Source organism: Bacillus sp. FJAT-28004 (assembly GCF_001280845.1).
GTDB lineage: Bacteria > Bacillota > Bacilli > Paenibacillales > Paenibacillaceae > Pristimantibacillus.
The window spans coordinates 5,002,521-5,025,765 of record NZ_LGHP01000001.1 but is presented as its reverse complement, the minus strand read 5'-3'; the positions used below and the strand labels follow the sequence as shown (position 1 = coordinate 5,025,765).

Sequence of the window (23,245 nt, the reverse complement as noted above, 5' to 3'; positions counted from 1 at the left end):
AATCAGCCCTTAACGGAACCAATCATGACACCTTGCACAAAGTAACGCTGAAGAAACGGATAGATAGCGATTATCGGTGCTGTCGCTACGATAATAACAGCGTATTTGACCAGCGCAGCGATTTCAGCTTTGTTATTAAGAGCCGATGCTGATGAAGAATCAATTACGCCCCCGCCCTGAGCCGACATCTCCTGTAGAACAAGAATCTGGCGCAATACAAGCTGCAAAGGATATTTAGCAGCATCATTCAAATAAATGAGCGCCGAGAAGTAGCTGTTCCAGTTGCCCACACCGTAGAACAAAGCCATAACTGCGATGATCGGCATCGACAACGGTAAAATAATTTTGATGAACAGCCGCAGGTTGGTGCACCCGTCGATCTGTGCAGCCTCTTGCAGCTCTTTCGGAATGGATGATTGAAAGAACGTACGCGCTACAATGATGTTCCAGATCGAAGCGGCCGAAGGAATCACAATCGCCCAAATCGTATTAACCATTCCTAATTCCTTGATGAGCAAATAACTTGGTACGAGGCCTCCGCCAAAAAACATGGTGACCAGAAACATACCCATAAAAAAGTTGCGTCCCAAAAAGTCTTTACGGCTTAGTGCATATGCGGCTGGCAATGTAACGAATAAGTTAATTGATGTGCCTACCACCGTATAGAGAATGGTGTTGCCGTATCCCGTCCATATGCTTGTGTTCTGGAACACCCTCTTATAGCCTTCAAACGTAATGCCTTTTGGCCAGAGCCACATTTCGCCGGAACCGACTAATTTGGGATCGCTTATAGAAGCGCTAATCATATAAATGACAGGATAGGCGACAATAACAAAAGCCAAGAATACGTATACATAGTTGCAAATCAGAAACACTTTATCCCTTCCGGACTCTTTAACAGCGGAAATCATCGGTCATACCCCCTTCTTCTACCACAAGCTATTTTCATTGGTACGTCGTACAATCTGATTCACAACAACTAGAACAATTGCATTAATGACGGAGTTGAACAAGCCAATTGCCGTCGAGAAGCTATACTGGGCATCCACAAGTCCTGATCGGTAGACGAAAGTTGAAATGACATCGGATGACTCCATGTTAAGCGAGTTTTGGAGCAACAGTATTTTCTCAAATCCAACCCCAAGCAAGCTTCCCATGTTCAGAATTAAAAGAATCGTCATCGTTGGGACAATCGTCGGGATATTAATATGGAGAACACGTTGGAATCGTGAAGCTCCATCAATGATTGCTGCTTCATGCAGACCCGGATCGACTCCTGAAAGCGCAGCCAAATATATGATTGTTCCCCAACCCGCGCTCTGCCATACACCCGAGAATACATACATCGTCTTGAACCACTTAGGGTCTGTCAGGAAATCTGGAGCATCAAACCCCAGCCATTCAATCAGGTGTGTGACAATCCCTGATGAGGGCGATAAGAACGTAATGATCATACCCGCCATAACCACGACCGAAATGAAATGCGGCGCATAAGTGACGGTCTGAGCCATCTTCTTAAAGGAACCGCCCTTCAGCTCATTGAAGGCCAGCGCCAGTATAATCGGAATCGGAAACCCGATTGCGAGTTCATACAGGCTAATACTTAATGTGTTCCAAATCAAGTCCCAAAAGTAATAAGAATCAAAAAATCGGATAAAGTGATCGAATCCGACCCAAGGGCTTCCTGAGATCCCTTTCGTTGGTATGAAGTTTTTAAACGCGATTTGTATGCCGTACATCGGACCGTAAGAGAAGATTAGAAAGTAGAAAAATGCGGGTGCAACGAATAAATACAGTTCCCAATTTTGAAGGACTCTTTTCCCCATTCTGCTCTTCTCTTTAGCAGGTTCCGGAAGCATACTTGGTGCTGCGATACTTTTAGCTTCCTGCATAAAATCACTCCTTCCCCGTTTCATTATGAATGCTTTTGTTTTGTGATTGGCGACAGGAATTTAAGAAATGCTATCGCTTACATTCACAACAATAGCCAACATAGTAATTCTCGTAAATATGTCATTTCCGTATTGGATGATAGCGCTTTACTTATATGAGGAAACATCAATTAGCGAACTGCTGCAACTATTCTGATAATTGCAGTTATGTGTCATTTTTGTTGATAAATCGCTCATTTAGCGCCATCCGCAAGATTTACCAATCGCTTTTCAACACGAATACAAGCCCTTTTAATCGTAAGAAATGATCAAAATCAAAAATGACATGTATGCGTTTTCATTTTTTTCATCAAAATGATCAAACAAAAAAAAAGAGTAGTCGCATTTGCGTACAGCTACTCTTTATATTTAAACTTCAGGATCACATATTGATATCTTTCGTCTCTTCATTAGAAACAAATTTCTTTCTATTCATGGCCCCCCACGAATGCCGGCCTCTTCTGAAATTAAAAATCCCTTCAACACGGAACAGCACAGTAAGCTGACGATAACCTAAGTTCTCCAACACGCCAAATAGCACGAGCAGCATTGTTTCCTTAAACGAGCTGTATTTGCGAAATGTGATTTGCTCCAATAAAATACTGCCCATTGATAATGTAGTGCCGAGTAAAAAAGCGATAACAAAAAAAGTAATAAAGCTGCTAAATTCCAATAAGCCAAAAAGATAGGCTAATGGAATAAAGATATAACCAAGAGCCTCAACGATAGGTCCGATTAATTCGAATATCCAGTAATAAGGCAGTGTCACCATACCGATCTTCCCGTATTTCGGATTAAACAGCATCTTCCTATAACTGATTAATGTATCAAATAGTCCGATTTGCCATCTTCTACGCTGGCTTCTTAGATCCTTCATTGATTCTGGAGCCTGAGTCCAGCAAATCGGGTCAGCAAGAAATTGAATGTTGTACTTTCTCTTCTGCTCTTTCATCGCCTTATGAAGTCTAACGATGATATCCATATCTTCACCGATTGTATTTACTTTGTAACCGCCGCACTCAATAACGACCCTTTTATTAAACGCTCCGAATGCACCGGAAATAATCAAAATCGAATTTAACTTGCTGAAGCTGGTTCGCCCCGTAAGAAAAGCCCGAAAATATTCAATGATTTGAAATCTTGCCATGCTGCTTTTAGGGATATTCATTTCCATAAGCTTGCCATCCTTAATGACAGATCCATTCGCAATTCGGACAATGCCCCCAACGGCGATTGTTTCAGGATTCTCCACAAATAACATCGCAAGCTTGATAAGTGCATCTTTTTCTAATATGGAATCCGCATCTATACATGCAAAAATAGGATAGATCGACACATTAATGCCCACATTAAGGGCATCAGCTTTGCCGCCGTTTAATTTATCTACAAATATTAATCGCTCGTATTCATTATTCCGATAAACGCCAACTACTTCATTCGTGGGCAAGCTTTGCATGATTGGTTGATTTACTTTTTTCAAATTAAACTCTTTAATTATTTTTTCTCTAGTACCATCACTTGAGCCGTCATTGACAATAATAATCTCATACTCAAAATAATTTAAAGCAAGCAGTGATTTAATATTATCAACAATCGTCTTCTCTTCGTTGTATGCGGGAACAATAATAGAGATCGGAATCATATTTTTAGAATCGATATATCTTCTATAATCTGAAGCCTTCATTTTTTTCAAATAACTAAACATATCCAAAGAAGCAATAAACATCTGCCCATTATAGAAAATATTAATTCCAATCGTATACAACATACAAAACTCGCTGAAATAAATAATAAACATTCTGAGAATATACATGTATGCAAAAACCATCCTCGTTTTTCTAAGTTGTCATTAGGAAGTCATTTCAATAACACTAGCAACCGCATCCCGTGCAAATTTATCATCCCCGTTGATGATGTTAGAAGCGAATTCTATACCTCCAGGGATGAGGATAAGCGCGCTTGCGGCATTATGTCTTACCCACCACATACTGTCGCCAGTCGTTTTCCCTAACTCAGCTAAACTTCTATGCGTACCAATCTTTTCAAGACCTTTTGCAGCAGCTGCTCTGACCTCCCAATCATGATCATCAAGCTTTGCTAGTATATAGGGTTCATGCTCCTCTTTGTTTAACTCACACAGCGCTCGTATTGATGCTATCTTAAGGTTCTTATCATCACGATTTAAATATTTAATATAATACTCATTCAGTCCTTCAATACGATAAGGAGCCATAGCTTTTATTAGAATCCCTTTCATATAGTCATCGCTTAATGCAATGGTTTGACTAAACAGTTCTTCTTTGGAGCCGTTAAAAGCGGAAATAATCTCAATAATGGCTCTGTGAGACAAGTTCATATTTTTAGATTCATTGGTAAGGATATGAACAAGACCCTCGAGATCACCAAGCTTCGCAAGAGCAAGCATTACATTATAGATCACATCATTATTTTTACTTGATATGAGCGCAATAATCGATGTTTTTGTATCTCTAAGTTGTAATTCCCCTAAATGTCGGCAGGCTAAAGACTGGATATGAACGCTGTTTGATTGGAGTCTTTTTAAAAGAAATGCTTTTACTCCTGTCAATTCATAAATGTTCATCATCTTATCATGATTAGCTTCAATAAAATCATCATCATAACTAATGACGATATTAATAAACAACTCTTTTCTTCTAGCGCTTTTTCCGACGATTTTATTCAATCGTTGAATGATCGTTCGTTTATTTTCATTTCCTGCGTCAAAGTAAGATGCAAACACATCTTCTAGCTGCTGCTTTAATTTATTATTTTTGGATTCTCTAAAATATCGAAAGAACCAAATGACAATAATTGATATCAAAAAAAATGAAAATAATGCTGATGAGATGAGCAATAAATATAATGCTTCTTTTGTCATTTATCCTCCTGCGCAAAAAGTTGTTTAATCATATCGTAGCTTTTCTTATTGCGCGATACGTAATCGGGTTTATTCCAAGTGTTCCACGTAAAGGTTCTATAGCCGGATGCCGTAACGCTTTCGGGAAAATGATAATCAACCTTTTGCGTTTTTTTATCCAGAATCACCAATGAAGCGACTATGCCATCCGTCATTCTGACACCAAGGGCATCTTTTGTGTTTTCGAATATGCCTTGTTTCTTCTCATCATTTAATACGAGCAAGCTGGACGGATCCGTAAAATTCAAGCTTGCCCATGGAATTCTTACATATAGCGTTTTACCCTCAAAATAAAAATGACTATTAATATTTTCAAAGCTGCCCGCGGTCAAAGTTGAACCATCCTCGTAGACTGCAGGAACCGATTCACCTAGAGGCGTTTTATATGCTTTTGACAGCTGCCGCTGCATTTTTTCATAAATCCCGCTAGACGATACGGAAGTAAAATAAGTGCCTTTGCTTGCATTATATTGGGGTATAACTAATAATTCCGCTTGATTCCTATTTTGAATGCTGATGTTAAACTCTGCACCAGACCAATTTTCATTCACATCTGGCGCTAACATGTATTCGCCATTTTTTCTATCGACGGTGTCCAAATAAATCATTATATTTTTCTGTTTAAACTCCGGCAGTTCACTGAATTCGGCTGTTATATAGAAATAAGATTCGTTAGCTGCATAGGCTATGGAACGTAAGGGATCAGCTCCTCGCAAGGTCATCGCATTCTCTTTGGGCGTAGGTGCTTCTATAGCCAACACACCATACCTTTGAGCAGGATCAATCACATTGTGCCAGAGGCTTCCATGCTCATAAGGTATCATTAGGGAAGCGTTGAACCGACTGCTTTTTCCCCATTGATCCGCCCATTCATAAACAAGTCCGCCCATGCTGCCGCTGTCCTTAATGATATTCATCATCGCAACGATGACTTCCCCTTGCTCGATCTCGCTGTTTTGACCGTCCATATTGCCAGAAACGGATATTTGTGATGAACCCATACTGGTAGACAGCCCAAATTCACTAATGAGTACCGGATACTTTTTTTGAGTGTTCATAAAATGGTCCAAATATTGTTTGTAGCCTGCATAGCCTTGCATCGCTTTTTTCGTTTCTCCAGCCATAAACGCCGGATGATCCGGAAAGACATTGTAAGCGCCAAAAAAACCGCTTATCACTTTGCTGGAAATATCCATATGATTAATATCAACTGAAACCGCATCATCCAGAGTCTCCGGATTTGATTTCGTATGTTCAAGAATGTCGAGTTCCGGAATGCTCGTAATCGCTGCAGGATGCTGCATATTGTAATGATTTTGCTCATATTGAAAGATGTGATCGGATATGGAAGCTAGCCACGACTCCGTCGGCGTTGCGTCTGAACCTGATGAAACATAGTCCCCAATATAGTTATAAGAGGGATGAGCTTGGTCAGTTGCCTTTACCTGTACGGGACTTAAGCCTGGATCAACTAAATATCCAAGAATATAGCCAGAAACGTCATTCATATACAGATCGGAGTTTAGACCTTCTTTTGTTTTCAAATTAGCATTTCCATGAATGGCGTTAATGGTGTCTTGGACGGCCTTTTTGTAGGATTCGTTGTACCCTTGATTCAGAAAATCGCCAGATGGCGGCTCATTGTTTGGCGATATATTCTGAAGCAAGTACAGTGGTTTTTCTTGATGATTAGCATTGTAAATATCAAGCGCCCGATAAAATCCTGACGGCATCAACGTATATACTCTTATGGCATTAGCATTCATTTGACCAATTTTCTCAAGCCATTCTGTATAAATGGTCGTATCTTCCGGGAAGCTTCCTTCGGGAATACCTGGTATTGCCGTGCCGATATTCATTCCTTTTACAAACATGCTATTCCAAGCTCCGTTTTGATAAACAGAAAATTTGTTATCTACTATTTTAGAGACTAGCTGCGTACCATTTGGAGCAGCCTCTGTTTTAGCCTTAAATGTAATGTTTTCATCCAATGGTTTCGTTTCTTTTAACAGCTTGGACATAAGCGGCACATAAAAATGCCAATAAAAATAAGAATAATCCCCTTCGCTGTTTACACTGAATATTTTATATAGCGTGGAAGCGCCCCAAAAACGTTTTATCTTTTCAGGCTCCTTGTAATCACTAAAATCACCAGCAAAATAATAGGAGCTCTTCCCACCTGATTTATTCGCAATAATGGCTGGGAACCTACTGCTAAGCCCTAAAATCTTTAATTGTTCGTTGCCTGCTTCAGTCGCCTTTAAGTCATACCATGCGATGACCGAATTTTCGTCTGCTGGCTCAATGATTTCAAACCAGTTATAGTAATCGACCGTGTCCGTAGGATAGTCCCCAGCATGATCCTCAGACATGAATAAGCTTATCGATTGTCCTGCAAAATCTTTCCCGCGCTCCAATATGATGATTCTATTGTTGCCCGCTATAACGATTCCCGCTCCAGTTAAGCTCCACTTTTTCCCGTATTGCTGCTCGTAAGTTGTTCTAATCCAATTCGGAACATCTTCCTTAGATGATAATTCAGAGAAAAACTTGCCTGCCCACCCCTTAAAGCCAACATGAAAAATAGCTTCCAGCTCCTTGGATACGCTCAGCTCCGTGGGCTCTCCTGCAATATTGTACTCGCCAATGACTGTCGTCCCTTTGGCATAGCTGGTAGCAATTAAGCTAACCTCGTCTATCGTCAGACCTGAAATCCCTTTTGGTTCAACACCATTTAACTTTGAATTGCCTGTGCCGTACGCATCCGAAATGTAGATCATGTCAGGCACATTAGCCCGTTTATCAAAAGGTACCGCCGTTAATTTCCCATCGGAGAGAAAGTTCCCATAATAATCCTTATCTGCGTCATACGCTTTATTAGTCGCTGGGTTATTTATCCGCAGATGGTTCATAACCCAGAACAACCCGCGCTGCTTACTGTAATCCAACTCACCTATTTCACCAGTTACAGAGGTCTCAGTAGGAAAGGTTTTATTAATTACAACGATATCAAGGTTTTTGTTCGGTATAAGCAACCAGACAATGAAAGGGACCAACAATCCGATTAATAAAGCTATAAAAATGATATAACGAGTTTTAATATGCCTTTTTCTCATTTGAATTCCTCATTTTACATATGAATTAATTAATCGCTTGAAACCCTTTTTGCAAAATATAATAGGAAGGTTTCAATCTTTCATGAAATGTCGGCTGATCCCATTCCTTCCAGCTATATTCCTTCATGGTTACAGGCTGCTGCTTGGTTTCCATCGTGCTGCCGGATTTTATATGTTGTATGCCAAAATTAAATCCAGCTACTTTCAACTTTGATATCTTCCCGCGAGCGTGCATATCATCAATAACATATTTTTGGGAAGGGTCCATCACATTTAGCAGCTGCCATGGAATTCTCATTTCTATTTTGCCATCGTTATAATAGAAATCACTTAACGAATTAAAGTCGGGGTTATTCGGATTCGATATCCCGTATTGGAGCAGCCCTGTCTCATATCCTGTAAAAGGAACGACCGTATTTAGCGGTGGAACAACGTAACTCTTATTTAAGCTAAGCAGGATCGGATTAAAAACCCCCGTGTTTTTGTGATGAAAGGATGGCTTCGATTCGATAAGACTCGTTTGAACCGCATATCTAAAATCGTAATTATCATAATAAGCATCTACTAACACACGTGAGTCCGCTCGTCCATGAATCTTGACTACAAAGTCTGCATCCTTGCTGAATGTGGAGCCAAACTGCGGAAGGCTTGTATTCCCTTGTTCCTTTATCGTATCGATCGGTATGATTAAAGTGTCCTTATTAAAGTCGTAATGTTCAGCATCAACCATGAGATATACATAACCTTCATCACTTTTAACGTATAGTTTAATCTGATCGTCAGCATACAGCGGAGTCTCATTTACCCAATCATCGAACGAACCATCGATATAGCTGATGCTTTTCTCGTTTCCCGGATCAAGCGCCAATAAACCAAAATGCTGCTCATTCGTTTGTGCATTAAGCCAGAACGGACGCGAATCAGGCAAATCCAGGTCATTGTTGTTCCACGTTCGCTTAAACCATTCATCCTGCCACGAAAAAACCAATCCGCCTGCTAAATTAGCAGAGTGAATATCATTCATCATTTTCAGCAGCATATCGCCTTGTGTACTCTCATCAATAAACCCCTGATTAAAACCTGTTATTCTGTTTTCATGTGCCTTGCCGCGTGAGGCAGGAATGCCAAATTCTGAAATGAGAACAGGCATGGAATGGAACTTTTTAATTTCCTCTAAATAAGCCAAATAGGGATTTGGTTTCCCCTCGGCATCTTTAAAGTTAATGTAATCCGTCTGATAGCTGAACGTATCGGGGTAATAGGGGTAAACATGATAAGAGGCAAACATACCCGCTTTATAGCTGTCATGCGATTTAATATGCTCGACATTTACTTCTACAAGGTCTTCGTTTTTATAAGGCTCGTTAGGATGCTTTAGTGGATCTGTCGTTACCCAATTAGAGAATGCAACCGGACTTTGCATCTTATAGGTTGTCATTTCATAATCGATAAGCTTGTCCCCTACTTCAGCTAGAAAGGTCTCAAAGGGAGACGCATCTACACTATAAAGATATTTACCGTTATAATGGTTGCGCTCAGGGTTATTTTCATTCGTGCTAACGACGAGAGAGGGCTCCCATTCAATTCCTAGAATCCATCCGATAACATACTTCGAAACATCCGATGTATAATTGCCATCCGCATGGCCTTTATTTACTGGCAAATAATGATTGCCATGCAAAATATCAATCGTATCTTTTACCGTAACGTTCATATCATTTAGTATCTTGTCATTGTTGCCATAAACATCATCGATTGTAGCGATATCGGTCTCATTAATCCAAACGCCATGAAACACATAAATAGGCTTCTTGCCATCTTTCACTGCATTTTGATTAAAATCATATAATGCGTTATAAAATTGTGGCCGCTGTATCGTGTACACTCTGATCGTATTTGCATTCATATCCGAAATATAGCCGAGCCATCTATAATATTCATCATATGTAATGGCAACTTCCCCCGGAAAAGCGCCTGGTTTTCCAGCTCCAAGGTTTACACCCTTAATAAATGTTTTAGTCCATTGTCCTTTTTCCAAAACATAAAAAGAGGTCTGATCAACCTTGCTTACATACTCCGATGCCATTTCTGGTGTGGACGTTTTATGATTTGTTGTATTCCATGTATTTTTCAAAATAAATAGGATTGAAAGTGCGATTACGATTAAAATAATGATGATAATTGAACCATAACTATACTTTTTATTAGAGATCTTCATTTGCAGCCCCCCAAAACATTATAAGTATAGATTTGTTTGACTGTCTATTCAGCGGTACACATCAAATTTATCCAATTCGAAAATTTGAAGGTATAATGCACATTTATTCCCATTTCCCGCTTTCACTTCGAACGGTTTCTAAGAAACCAATTGCTGTTACATGTTTTTATGTCTGAATGGAGAAAATACGTTTGACATAAATGTTGGAATTGCATATTATATGAACAAGTATTCATATATTCAAATGGAAGGAGGATGACTTATGAATGAGTATCGAATAAAGGGACTCTCTTGTGGTGGCTGTGCCCTCAGAATAGAGGAAGAGATTAAACAACTGGAGCATGGCTCGGATGCAAAGCTAAGCTATAACTCAGGAAAATTAACGGTTGATCCGCAAATTTCCATGACTGCAGTCAAGAAAATTTTGAAATCGGACAACGCCTATATCGAAGCAAGCGCAGAAACAAATACCGGGGACGATCACAGTACCCATAATCATGCTGGTCATGATCACGATCATAGTCATTCTGAAGGCAATTCGAAAATGCTTAAAATGCTCATTGTGTCAGGTATAATCTATGTTGCCGCACTCTTCCTTGATGGCGTGCTCGACAAACAAGCTGTCATTCTTTTATATTTGACCGCAACGATTATTAGTGGCTACACTACATTTTTCCGTGGACTCAAAAATTTACTTAAATTCAAATTCACTATTGATACCTTAATGACCATTGCGTTAGTCGGGGCTGTGTCCATTGGCGAATGGAAAGAAGCTACTCTCGTTGCCATCTTGTTTGGACTTAATGAGCTGCTCGAAGGATATGGTATGGAAAAAGCCCGACGCTCGATGAAAGCATTATTTCAAGTTGCTCCAAAGGAAGCGTTAAAACTAGAGAACGGCCAAGAGCTCATCGTTCCGATTGCTTCTCTTCAAATCGGTGATCTCGTAAAAATAAAACCAGGTGAAAAAATCCCTTCGGACGGTATCGTCTCTGAAGGGAAAAGCTCGGTGAATGAAGCTGCCATTACAGGTGAATCGCTGCCGGTAGAGAAAGATGCTGGCGAACTCGTTTACGGCGGGAGCATTAACAATGAAGGGCTTCTGCTTGTTCGAATTGATAAGGCATACAAGGACTCCTCCTTGGCAAAAATCCTTCATCTCGTTCAAGAAGCACAAGAGACAAAAACACCAACCGAACTTTTCATTAATAAATTCGCTAAATATTATACGCCGCTCATTATGATTGTTGCCGCGCTTGTTGCACTTATCCCTCCCCTCCTCTTTCAGGGAGATTGGATAACATGGCTTTATCAAGGATTATCCGTATTAATTGTAGGCTGCCCTTGTGCACTAATCCTTTCTTCTCCCATTGCCATTGTTTCGGGCATTACAAGGAACGCACGCAATGGCGTACTGGTAAAAGGCGGCGTTTTTCTAGAGCAGCTTGGTAAAATCGAAATACTCGCTTTTGACAAAAGTGGCACTTTAACAAAAGGTGAACCACATGTTGCTGAGCTTGCGGCTTACGATGAAGAACGTTTCTTTCAAGCTGCTGGAGCAATTGAAAAATCATCTTCCCACCCACTGGCGAAAGCGATTATGCAAGAAATAGCTAACCGGAATATCTCCGTTCCTGAGCCGGATGAAATTCAAACGATTTCAGGGCGGGGTATTAAAGCGAAGGTTCTTGGTCATTCGTACTGGCTCGGAAATGAACAAAACATGGCTCATATTGCGATTCCTGAATCGATACAATCTCGTATTGATCAATTCAAAGAAGACGGTCTGACCTTGGTGTTAGTAGCAGACGAGCAGCAAGTACTCGGCATATTCGGCATTTCAGATGAAATTCGTGAGGAAAGCCGATCAGTTATCGCATCATTGCACAAGCTTGGCATTACACGCACCGTTATGCTGACAGGCGATCATCAGAAGACAGCAGAGAAAGTAGCTTCAGCTGTCGGAGTGTCTGAGTTTTACGGTAATCTGCTTCCTGAAGATAAAGTGAAGCGAATTAAGGAGCTTTCTGCAAACCATCATGTCGCCATGATCGGTGACGGTATTAATGACGCTCCTGCTCTAGCATCTGCGCAGCTCGGCATTGCGATGGGCAAAGGAACAGACAGTGCGATCGAAACGGCGGATATCGTCTTGATGCAGGATCACTTAGGCAAGCTGCCAGAAGCCGTTTCCATTGCCAAAAAGGTAAATCGCGTCATTCGCTTCAACATTAGCGTCTCACTTGGGCTGAAAGTCATTGCGCTCTTGCTTACTATTCCCGGATGGCTCACCTTATGGATTGCCATTCTCTCTGATATGGGAGCTACTATTTTTGTTACGCTTGTTAGTTTGACCCTATTAATTGAAGGAAAAAAGCGTCTAGGGTAATCCTAACGTAAATAAACAAGAGCCGTTAGCTGCATGCTAACGGCTCTTGTTTATTTGGTTTCCTTCGTCTGATCCTGCTTCTCATCTGAGTCTATAAGTCCCTTTGCCCCTTTTCTGAACTCTGAAAGCGTCGTTCCAATTGCCCGCCCGAGTTGCGGAAGCTTAGATGGTCCGAATAGCAGCAAGCCTAAAATAACAAGCAATACAATTCCTGCGACCCCTATATTCATCGGCATTCCGATCTCCCCATTCCCGTTTCATTCTAGAAGTTGACTAGCAGAGCTGTTACATACATCAGCAAAATACCAAGTGTTAGACTTGAGAAATTAAGCCATGAAACGGCGGGTGCTTTTGCAGCCTTTGCATCTCTTAAAATCATTTTAAAAATGACATAAATAACTTGAACAATGGCCCCCGCTCCAATACCGAAGAACAATGCCGCGAGTGTTTGATTAAAGACAAATCCACCGATCCAGGTTCCTATAATGGCTGGTCCGCCGCCCAAGACAGCTAATGCCAAGAAAGTCTTGAATGTTGGTTTTGTTTTTAAAAGCGGTGCAGCGATGCCAATTCCTTCAGTAATGTTGTGCAGCGTAAAACCAATAATAAGGAATGATCCAAGCGCGGCCTCGCCAGCGGCAAAAGCAGCACCTATAGCGAGACCTTCACCGAGATTATGAAGACCTATTCCACTGGCTATTTTGAAGGATACCTGCTTGCCGGGGTCATTATGATTTAATGTTTTTTTGGATTTGGTCTGATCGATGGCAATCAAGAATAAGAAGCTTAATGCTGCTCCGAACCAGACAAGGCCAGTGCCTTGAAATACACCAGGTGCTTCCGTACCTAGCTCTAATCCTTCTTGTATCGTATCGACAGCAAGGAAAAATAAAAGTCCAACTGTAAATGCCAAAACCGCTTGTATGCCTTTAGATGAGAATCGCCGCATAAAGGGATACCACAGCAATCCCAGTCCTACAGGAACTACACCAACATAAAAGCCAATTAGTGAATATTGTAGGAATCGGTTGGTGTCCGCAGTCGGTGTTTTCATTGCAGCAAGTACATCACCTGTGAAAATTAGTCCGTTAGTGGTTATAAGCTTAATTTGATGAGGATCGCCCTCGACCCAAGGATAAGGAATATAGATCGTCGAACTGCCGAATCTCTCAAGCGTTGGACTAGGTGAATAGGTTGCGTTCCAAAAAGAATCATCAACAACCACTTGAGCAACGGTCAGCTCCTTTGGTCCAGAATTAAGTATACGGACTTCGAATCCATCATCCGTCAAAATAATACGTTCAATATTCAGCACTTCTATCGGGGCAGCTTGCTGTTCTTCTACACCTGTACCCCATGAAGCGATCACAGAAATCAAACCAGCTAGCAGCAGGAGCGGCATTACGCCAAGCAGCCAAGCTATTTTTTTATTCGGCTTTTTATGAATGATTTCACTTTGCACATCCTACACCCCTCTGGTTATCCGACTTCAAAAAATCCCATCCAGCCGAGTTCCGTAAACTCACTCTGATGTGCGTGGAACATATATTTCCCAGGAGCGGGAAACGTGATTTCGATGATGCCTCTCTCCCCTTGGCACTGCATAATCGTATCTGTATATTGCGGCCTCGCATCTGGATCAGCGCCAGTAGCATAATAGTGAAAGAAATTAGCATGCAAGTGAAAAGAATTAATCGGATCAAATTCCGTTAAATTACTTAAATAAATGCGAACCAGCTCTCCTGTTTTCACTTTAATCGGTCTGGATTGGTAAGCAAATGCGTAGCCATTGACCGTGTAAACCTCGTTCTCACCATCTAAATCCAGATCAAATCCATTCATGACCATACTTAACTCTTTTGCCGGTTTCCTTGGTTTCTTAGGATCAATAATGAAGTGACCATAGAGACCTTTGTGAATATGTCTTACCAGCGGAGGAACATGACAATGATACGGCTGCAGCCCTGCTGGCTTTGCTTCAAATTCATAAATAAATTCACTTCCTGTCGGGACAGGCTCCAATCCATCCATATTGGGTGGATGAATTCCGTGCATATGAATAGAATGCGGGTGCGCAGAGCCGTTCCCGAACTTGATTCGTATGATATCCCCCTCCGTACAACGAAGTGTCGGTCCTGGAATCGTACCGTTGAATGTCCAACCCGGAAACTTGATCCCTTTCGCTATTTCCACTTCAGCATCCCATGCCTGAATATTGTATTCTCTAATCGTCTTGCCATCTGGTGAAGTACTAACAACCCCATAATCGAAAGTCGTTAATGCTTTAACCGCCGCTTCCAGCCCCGGTGTTGAATCTGTGCCCGGGTCATAACCATGCGCCATCCCTTGTTTCATCTGATCCTTGAGCGTATGATGCATTTCTTCTTTTCCCATCGCATGAGCAGACTTGCCGAATAATGCACTTGTATTTAAAAAACTACTTCCGAGGACACCTAGAACGCCAGCTGCTCCAACTTTTAGAATATTTCGCCTTGAGAATTGTCGATTTGGGTCAAGTACCATTCCATTCACCTCCATGTTAATAAAAGGGATTATTTTTGCCCTAATGCAAGATTATTAATAAAAAAAATTTATTTCACTTAGGGACAAAGAGTTTGCCTAAGGAAACTTTTTTGGTATGAGTAAAATATATGCTAACCTAGGCTCGTTGTAAAGTGTTTTTTAAGAAGCTTGTATTTCTGGGGTAGAGCATATAAAAAAAAGGCATCGTTCACTCAAAAAAATGAGCAAATGATGCCTTTTGAATCAGATGGACTCTTTCGGCGTATAAATCGTTTTACTATTTCCATCAATAATTAAAACCGATTTCCCTGGTATCGTCTCGCCTTGGAAGTTAAATGGAGTATCCGAGAAATTTGCTATTACGCTTAATGCTTCACCATATTCAGTCATTTGAACTAGTCTATCATCTGATAAAATTTTATAATCTGTCATTTCTTCCTTTATCGCTTTTTTGCTAAAGCTTGACCATACCTTAGAATGATTCACAATGGTTTCCTTATGTTTTTTCCACTCGTGTTTATCCAAATGATATAAAGGAGGGACATTGTATAAAATCTCATACAGCATTCGATTTGAAATTTCATCTTCTATTTTTAAAGTTCCCCAGCCCCACCAATAAGTCGTGATCACTGCATTGTTGTAAACCAGCTTATACAATGGGATCGTGTAGCTAGAATCCAAAAATAACTTCTTGTACTTATCCTTTAAAGGTATTTGCTTAGAAAATAGTTCAGGAACTCCGCCGTTACTCGAATAGTATCTTCCTACATAATACTCGCTGTCTTTATTTTTGCTCATATCCTCATCCATCCAAGAAAAGGATGGCGTCTCTATTCCATGCGCAAAGGCAACCACTTGGTTCGCAAAATCATTTCCACCCTCAGTGCCAACGACCATGCCCCATTCTTTTTGCAAATACGCCATTCTCTTTATTCTAGCTTCGATATCTTCCTCTTCCGTAGTCACATGCTCTGGCGAATAGTCATCATAGATCTCTCCTGTGCCATCCGTGTCTAGAAACCATGAGTTAAATGCTAAACCCGAATTAAAAATCGATGTTACTCTTTCTTTTACGCTAGGCATTGCAAGCGTTGGATTGAGCTTTCTACCTTCACCTTGGAACCCTTCAATCTTGTTCCCAGCTTTATCGGTTACAGTTGCGTGCTCATAAAGGGAAGTGTCTTTAAACTTTGCCGTTATCCACTTCTCCTTACCTGGTTCATGGATGGAATGATACGAATCATAGGTACCAATTAAATATCCGAGATCTTCCGCTTCTTTTACTAACTCTGGTTTAATAAATCCTTCCTGCCAGTCATCCAAACCAATCCACATATGTTCTAACCCTGACTGCTTCATATCCTTTATCACATCTACCGTATTTGCATCTGCCCACTTCTCTATTGGATCAACCACAATGCCAAGTACGCTTTTTAATAAGCGCTTATTTAGATCAATTAATTCAACTGGATTCAAATTTTCTATTCCGATGTTTAATAACCTCTGAGTTTCTTTATCTGTTTCAGTAAATATTTTCGAATGATAAAATTCTTTTAGCTGCATGACGGCACTTAAACTTTTTACTATTCTATTTATAGTGTATTTGTCTACATAGTCTAGACGATTTAAATCATCAAAGGCCGATGAAAGCTCTGATCCATCTTCAACTTTAGTCTTTAATAACTCCTGAATCCATAATCTCAGTTTTTCGGGGAGACTGCTTCTCAGCTTTGCCCATTGTATATTTTCCTCTGAAATTACCGTTCTATCCCAAAAATAAGCATGCGGTGCTCCGTATAGCTTTTCAATCTGACTATTTTCTTTAGCCTTATCCGTCAAGCTTTTGAATTCACCCTGTTCAATCAAATAATCTTTATAGGTCTTTGCTACATCTACTGGATTTTTTTTCGTTACATAGATTCTAAAACCATATTCCTTCTGTGCATTAATCGATGGAAACTCATGATGAAAAGCAAACGCGATATCTTTTTCAGTATTAAAAATGATTTCATTATTATAAGGATTTTTAATGATATACACTAACGAATAGTCGCTTTTATCCACTGCAAAAAACTGCATCGAGAAGGACTCGATCACCTTCATTTCTTGTTCACTCAAATAATCTTTCCACGTCCGATCATTGCTTGGAATATACTTTCCTTGGTTTAATGGAAGCATATATCCATCCCCTTTTACGATTGGCCATGCAAACCTATTCTCTTCCGCTTTACTGGATTTGATGGTTACATCTACATACTTCGCTTTTTTTTCAATTTCTACGCCCATTTCCTTTTCTGGATAGGTCCAGCTAATCTGATCTCCGCTGTCTTTCACATTTGAAACTTTCATTTTTTCCAGTGGTTCCGATGCTTTTTCAGTAATCCCATTGGACTCCACCTCAAGCGCTAATGTCTCTGGATCCACATGAAAGCTAAAATCCACATTTTCGATTTGTGAATTGGCCTTTCCGCTTGGAATATTATTGTCTTCCTTGCATCCCGCAAGAACGCTTGTTGCAATGGCAGCAAGCACTACGATTGATATCATTTTTTTCATGTATCGCACCCCCACGATTAGACTACATCAGGGGTGTTACGCGAATGTTACAAAAAAACATCTTCAAGCAATTAAATATATTCATTCCAATCACAATGTCCGCGACAATGCCGTCAAGCGCTGCATCCCTTCACGCAATAATGCCTCACTCGCAAAGGAGTAACTGAGGCGGATCCATGACTTTAGCTCTCCCAGTGGATCACAAATTTCTCCGGGAACAAAGGTGATCGATTGCTCTCTGCTTTTTTGTAGGAGTGCTTGTCCTAACATGTCTCTCGGCAACTTAACCCACAAATTGAGCCCACCCTGTGGAGTCGTCCATTCCCAGCCTGCTATCGCCAGTTCCTCTTCCATAATCTCTTTATGAACTTGAAGTGCAATACGCAGCTTCTCGACATGCTGTTGCAGCCTCGGTGAGGCGTAATAATGCAAAAATATTTTCTGATTGAGCTGCGGAGTCCCGTTATCCGCGAGCGACTTGGCTTTAATTAACTGCTCCATGAAGGGATAGCGGCAGGCTACAGCACAAATCCGCAGACCAGGAGCAATATATTTGCTGAAGCTGCTAATATAGATCACCCAGCCCTCCGTGTCATATGCGAATAACGGCAGCGGCGGCGGCTCATCAAAATACATATCCCGGAACGGATCATCCTCCACTAATAGACAGTGGTATCTCTCCGCCAATTCCACCAGCAATTTGCGCTGCCATGTTGGGACTGTATATCCGGTCGGATTTTGGTGGGTCGGATTCATATAGAACATACGAGGCTTATGCGTACGCATCAGAGTTTCCACTTCTTCCAAGTCATATCCTTCCGGTGTGATCGTAACAGAGATAAGCCGCGCTCCTTGCCTGCGAAAAATATCCATCGCTACGCCATATGTCGGTCGCTCAATCAACACCGCATCCATCGGTCCGAGCATAACTTGGGCGATCAAATTAATGGCCTGCTGAGCACCTGATGTAATCAGCAATTCCTCCATTGATAGCTGCAATCGATGATGCTCTCTGAAATGTTGACTCAGCGACTCGCGCAGCTCATCATCACCCTGAATATTGGAATACGTCCCCATAACTTTAGGGTATAGGTCAAACACTTTCTTCACATAATCCGACAAATACAAATTCGGAAGCAGATTAGGGTCAATCAGCGCCTGCGAGAACTGGTATCTTGCTGGGATGCGATGAATATCGGACAACGAGTTGATAACCACATAAGAGGAAACGACAGCACTTTCTTCAACCTCTCTAGAAAATACGTTGCCCTCTGATACGTAATATCCAGATTTGTCTTTTACATACACTTTTCCGTCATCAGACAGCTGCCTATATGCCTTAAATACCGTCAGCCGATGCACTTTGATTTCTTCAGCAAGCAACCGTATCGACGGCAATTTATCATGGGCTCTCCATTCCCCGCGCTCTATTCGATTCAAGACATAGTCATACACTTGACGGAACAACGGATGGATTGGCTCAACTCCTATCGTTTTTTTCATATGTCCACAACACCTCTCCGAAACAACCTATTTTCATTATTGTACACGATATCAGTTGCCATCTGTTCTGTGGCTTACAATCTGTTCTACCTTACTCCCTATATGATTAACGAAATACATTCACGCACAATCAACTAAAGGGGAAATGAACATGATATTTTTGGCTTATGCACTAGTATGTCTTATATTTGGTACAACCTTTTTGGCAATTAAAATCGGAGTAGATGCCGGTGCGCCCCCCTTCTTGTCGGCAGGGCTGCGATTTTTTTTAGCTGGTGCTATTTTGTTCCTTTGGATGGCATGGAAACGCAAGGTAAGCTTTTCCCTGCTATTACGCAAAGAAATGATATTAACTGGGGCAACATTGACGTTTGGAACCTTCTCTACTCTGTACTGGGCTGAGCAATATGTATCTTCAGGACTCGCTGCTGTGCTGTCAGCTACGGGTCCGATCATGATTTTATTGATGCAAACCACTTTACTTCGTCAAAAAGCTCCCATGCACTCGCTATACGGTTGCATTATCGGCCTCGTCGGTGTGCTGCTATTAGTTCTGCCCAATCTATCAATGGATGTATCTCCGTTGTGGCTTATTGGTTGTGCGGCCATTCTGATTGGAGAATGCTGCTATGCAACAGGAGCTCTCTATTCTAAAAAAGTAATCAACAGCATGTCTGAAGTTTCACCGATCGCAATGAATGCAGCACAAATGATGTATGGCGGAGCGATGATGTTCATTTTATCTTTGTTCACCGAAGAGGTGCACCTCGAATCCTTTCAGTCATTTCAGACAATTGGTTCCCTGCTCTACTTGATCGTGATCGGTTCCATGGTCGGACACACCTTGTTTTACTGGCTTGTAGCGAAGACCAATCCGGTCTTCCCTTCCACATGGCTCTATATTTCTCCTCCGATTGCTGTCGGGGTTGGCGTACTCTTTTATGATGAGACCGTCTCTTGGATCACGCTTTTCGGTATAATTACGATTATTGCTGGAACCGTCCTTGTTAATGCTGGCGCCTTGAGGCAGTTGATCGTAAGGCGAAGATTGAGGGAGTAGTATGATTAAAAGCTAAAAAGAGGCATCTTGTAAGTTCATTGAACTTACAAGATGCCTCTAATACTAGGTTATATAAACAAATCTGATTAGGCCGCCTGCTTCTGCTCATCCTCTTGAGGTGCCTTCGTTTTACGAATGAAGAGACCGATGAGCACAGCGAGGACAGAGAGAATTCCTCCCACTATAAACGCGCTGTGGAGCCCAGCTACCATTGCAGGTACTCCTTCAGCGGGATTGGTCGGGTCCGGGGATGTAGACATATAATCCCTCATGCCTGACGACATAATGCTGACGAACAAAGCTACACCAATCGCACCTGCCACTTGCTGCAGCGTGCTCATTACCGCTGTACCATGCGCATAAAGCCTGCGCGGCAGCTGATTAAGCCCTGTCGTCTGCGCTGGCATCATCACTAAGGAGATACCGATCATCATCAAGATATGCAGGAACACAACATATCCGCTCGTCCATCCTGCATCTATCCCTGAGAACAGCCAGATGGACACACTCATCAAGATCAGACCGGGTATGACTAACACTCTTGGACCGAATTTGTCAAACAACACACCGGAGACCGGTGCCATAATACCATTCAAGATACTGCCTGGCATCATGACAAGACCGGCGCTCAGAGCAGTAAGCATCATTACATTTTGCAAAAACAGCGGGAGCATGATCATCGTGGAGAACATAGCCATCATGAGCACGAGCATCAGCACCGTAACGAGCGAAAACATCGGATAACGGAAGACGCGCAGATCCAACATCGGTTCCTTCACCGAAAGCTGACGCCATACAAAAGCGATCAAGCAGATTCCGCCTACAATAAGGCACCAGACAACTTTAGGATCTGACCATGAGCCTTCCCCCGCACTGCTAAAGCCATAAACGATGCCTCCAAAACCGATGGAGGAAAGTAGGATGGAAATAATGTCGACCTTTGGTTTAGTCAATTCACTTACATTTTTCAAATAAATCGCAGCGTAGACGATGGAGATTACCGCTAAAGGAATGACTAGAAGGAACAGCCATCTCCAGTTAAGCGAGTCAACGATCAAACCAGACAAAGTAGGCCCAATAGCCGGAGCGGACATCATGACCAGACCGATCAATCCCATCGCTCCCCCCCTCTTCTCTGGAGGGAAAATGATTAAGATCGTATTCATTAATACGGGGATCATTAGCCCTGTTCCCAAGGCTTGAACAACACGTCCGACAAGCAGGAGTTCGAATATTGGCGCTGTCGCACATATCACTGTGCCCGCGAGGAATAAGATCATCGCCCCGAGAAACATTTGACGTGTGCTAAACCACTGTTGCAAAAGTGCTGTTATAGGGACAAGAATACCGACTACGAGCATATAAGCTGTAGCCAGCCATTGAACAGTCGTTTCCGTGATGCTGAAATATCTCATGAGCTCCGGGAAAGCAATGTTCAGCAAGGTTTCATTCAGGATCGATACAAATGCGCCAATAATCAGTGCGGCAACGATCGGTCCTTTCTTGATCTTGCTCAAATCTAGGTTCGAATTAACTTCCATAGTAGGGCCGTTCAAAAATACTCCTCCTCAAATAAATATCCACTCTTACGGACAATTGTCCGCAGTCTTAGAAAAATATACCGAACATTTGTCCTGTATGTCAATAACCTAAATTATGACACTATGTAAGGGAACAATCAACTTCTTTACTTCTTCTTAAACTCAGTCGGATACTTCAAATCAATCCACTACATCTCAACTTGAACCCTAAAGATAGCACCTTTCCTTTAGCGCATACAAAAAGAGCCCTGATCTCTCAAAGGCTCTGTCGCATTGCTTATCTCTTCGATTTTCGTTGTTTCATATCTGTGCTAATCTTCTTCCACTTCGCTTTTTCAGCGGCTGCCAGTTTCGCATCTTCCTTTCGTGCCAGATGCGCCAGCTCACGTTGGAGTTTAAGATAGCTTTCAAAACGGGCTTGTTCCAATGATCCATCTGCTATTGCCTTTCGAACAGCACAACCGGGCTCTTGCTCATGCTTGCAGTCATTGAATCGGCAAGTGCCAACGATTGAATCCACATCGTCAAATGCACCACGGAACCCCTCATCGGCCTCCCACAGTTGCAACTCCCTCATACCAGGTGTATCGATCATTAGAGCTCCACTCGGTAATTGAACAAGCTCGCGATGCGTCGTCGTATGACGGCCGCGATCATCCCCGCCACGAACGTCATTGACTCGTTGCATATCTACACCGCTCAATTTATTAATCAGTGTAGATTTACCTACTCCTGAAGAACCTATCAGCGCTATCGTGTTGCCAACACCCAAATAAGGTGCGAGCTGATCCAGCCCTTCTCCCTGCGAGGCACTGACTACATGAATAGGGACAGCGATCGCAATTGACTCTACCTCTGCGATGCGGGCATCCAAATCTTCGCATAAATCTGCTTTGCTCAGCACGATTACCGGCGCAGCACCGCTTTCCCATGCAAGGATCAAGTACCGTTCCATCCTGCGTATATTAAAGTCATTATTTAAGGCATTCACTAAAAAAACAGTATCAACATTAGCGGCCACAATCTGCTCTTCTACCGTAGCTCCAGCCACTTTACGAGAAAACTTGCTCTTGCGTGGAAGTAGCGCATGAATCGAGGCTTTTTGTTCCTCCCAACGCGGTTTTATGACCACCCAGTCACCGACTGCTGGAAAATCTTCTCGACCTGCTGCTTCAAAACGCAACTTACCTGTTACCTCGCCTATGAGCTCTCCATGCTCACTCAATAAACGGTACATACCTTTATGCTCCAGTGTGATTCGTCCGACACTGTAGCCTTGTTCGGCGTAAGTGGCAAAATGATTAGAAAAATACTCATTCCAACCTAACGATTGTAATACGGTATTAGTTGTTTGTTGATTCACTGCGGATTCCCCCTGTAATTGGTTTATTCATCTGGCTATAACGCCAAAACCAGTCACAGTTGAATCCTCATTTGGGAAACGAAATTATTGTTCGCTTGAAAGGAGGA

Annotated in this window: 15 protein-coding genes; 2 read left to right on the top strand and 13 right to left on the bottom strand. The window is 41.8% G+C overall.

The features are described from left to right. Positions 1 to 2: 2 nt before the first annotated feature. The 6 genes from AC787_RS21785 to AC787_RS21760 form a co-directional block, all read right to left on the bottom strand. On the bottom strand, positions 3 to 911 hold the full coding sequence (locus AC787_RS21785) for a carbohydrate ABC transporter permease (protein ID WP_054026708.1): 909 nt from the start codon (positions 909 to 911) through the stop codon (positions 3 to 5). 18 nt (positions 912 to 929) lie between these two features. After that, positions 930 to 1,859: an ABC transporter permease gene (locus AC787_RS21780; RefSeq protein ID WP_414730993.1), complete on the bottom strand. Its 930-nt coding sequence runs from the start codon at positions 1,857 to 1,859 to the stop codon at positions 930 to 932. A gap of 454 nt (positions 1,860 to 2,313) precedes the next feature. Continuing rightward, positions 2,314 to 3,744 carry a glycosyltransferase family 2 protein gene (locus AC787_RS21775; protein ID WP_082360901.1) on the bottom strand — a complete coding sequence of 477 codons (1,431 nt, stop codon included), beginning with the start codon at positions 3,742 to 3,744 and terminating at the stop codon, positions 2,314 to 2,316. A gap of 36 nt (positions 3,745 to 3,780) precedes the next feature. Further along, positions 3,781 to 4,830, bottom strand: coding sequence for a HEAT repeat domain-containing protein (locus AC787_RS21770; RefSeq protein ID WP_054026705.1), 1,050 nt, complete (start codon positions 4,828 to 4,830; stop codon positions 3,781 to 3,783). Further along, a complete protein-coding gene (locus tag AC787_RS21765; protein ID WP_054026704.1) occupies positions 4,827 to 7,985 on the bottom strand; it encodes a hypothetical protein in 3,159 nt (1,052 codons plus the stop codon). The genes AC787_RS21770 and AC787_RS21765 overlap by 4 nt, the downstream gene beginning before the upstream one ends. Before the next feature lie 25 nt (positions 7,986 to 8,010). Next, complete coding sequence (locus tag AC787_RS21760; RefSeq protein WP_054026703.1) at positions 8,011 to 10,203, bottom strand: hypothetical protein; 2,193 nt, start codon at positions 10,201 to 10,203, stop codon at positions 8,011 to 8,013. 262 nt (positions 10,204 to 10,465) lie between these two features. Between AC787_RS21760 and AC787_RS21755 the strand changes: the two genes are divergently transcribed. Continuing rightward, a complete protein-coding gene (locus AC787_RS21755) occupies positions 10,466 to 12,592 on the top strand; it encodes a heavy metal translocating P-type ATPase (protein WP_054026702.1) in 2,127 nt (708 codons plus the stop codon). A gap of 50 nt (positions 12,593 to 12,642) precedes the next feature. On the opposite strand, the gene AC787_RS21750 is transcribed toward AC787_RS21755, so the two are convergent. From AC787_RS21750 to AC787_RS21730, 5 genes are all read right to left on the bottom strand, one after another. Next, positions 12,643 to 12,828: a twin-arginine translocase TatA/TatE family subunit gene (locus AC787_RS21750; protein ID WP_054026701.1), complete on the bottom strand. Its 186-nt coding sequence runs from the start codon at positions 12,826 to 12,828 to the stop codon at positions 12,643 to 12,645. Between the two features lie 26 nt (positions 12,829 to 12,854). After that, entirely contained in the window at positions 12,855 to 14,054 is a 1,200-nt protein-coding gene (locus AC787_RS21745; protein ID WP_235561034.1) for a ZIP family metal transporter, read from the bottom strand. A 17-nt stretch (positions 14,055 to 14,071) separates the two neighbouring features. Next, complete coding sequence (locus AC787_RS21740; RefSeq protein WP_414730992.1) at positions 14,072 to 14,935, bottom strand: multicopper oxidase domain-containing protein; 864 nt, start codon at positions 14,933 to 14,935, stop codon at positions 14,072 to 14,074. A 423-nt stretch (positions 14,936 to 15,358) separates the two neighbouring features. Then, on the bottom strand, positions 15,359 to 17,671 hold the full coding sequence (locus tag AC787_RS21735) for a glycoside hydrolase (RefSeq protein ID WP_054026699.1): 2,313 nt from the start codon (positions 17,669 to 17,671) through the stop codon (positions 15,359 to 15,361). A 90-nt stretch (positions 17,672 to 17,761) separates the two neighbouring features. Beyond that, on the bottom strand, positions 17,762 to 19,174 hold the full coding sequence (locus tag AC787_RS21730) for a PLP-dependent aminotransferase family protein (RefSeq protein WP_054026698.1): 1,413 nt from the start codon (positions 19,172 to 19,174) through the stop codon (positions 17,762 to 17,764). Positions 19,175 to 19,325: 151 nt separating this feature from the next. On the opposite strand from AC787_RS21730, the gene AC787_RS21725 reads away from it, so the two are divergent. Continuing rightward, positions 19,326 to 20,234, top strand: coding sequence for a DMT family transporter (locus AC787_RS21725; protein WP_054026697.1), 909 nt, complete (start codon positions 19,326 to 19,328; stop codon positions 20,232 to 20,234). A gap of 86 nt (positions 20,235 to 20,320) precedes the next feature. Here the strand turns inward: AC787_RS21725 and AC787_RS21720 are convergent, their stop codons facing one another. Both AC787_RS21720 and rsgA read right to left on the bottom strand, forming a co-directional pair. Beyond that, positions 20,321 to 21,775, bottom strand: coding sequence for a DHA2 family efflux MFS transporter permease subunit (locus AC787_RS21720; RefSeq protein WP_054027194.1), 1,455 nt, complete (start codon positions 21,773 to 21,775; stop codon positions 20,321 to 20,323). Between the two features lie 277 nt (positions 21,776 to 22,052). Further along, positions 22,053 to 23,138: a ribosome small subunit-dependent GTPase A gene (gene rsgA / locus AC787_RS21715; RefSeq protein ID WP_054026696.1), complete on the bottom strand. Its 1,086-nt coding sequence runs from the start codon at positions 23,136 to 23,138 to the stop codon at positions 22,053 to 22,055. Positions 23,139 to 23,245: the final 107 nt, after the last annotated feature.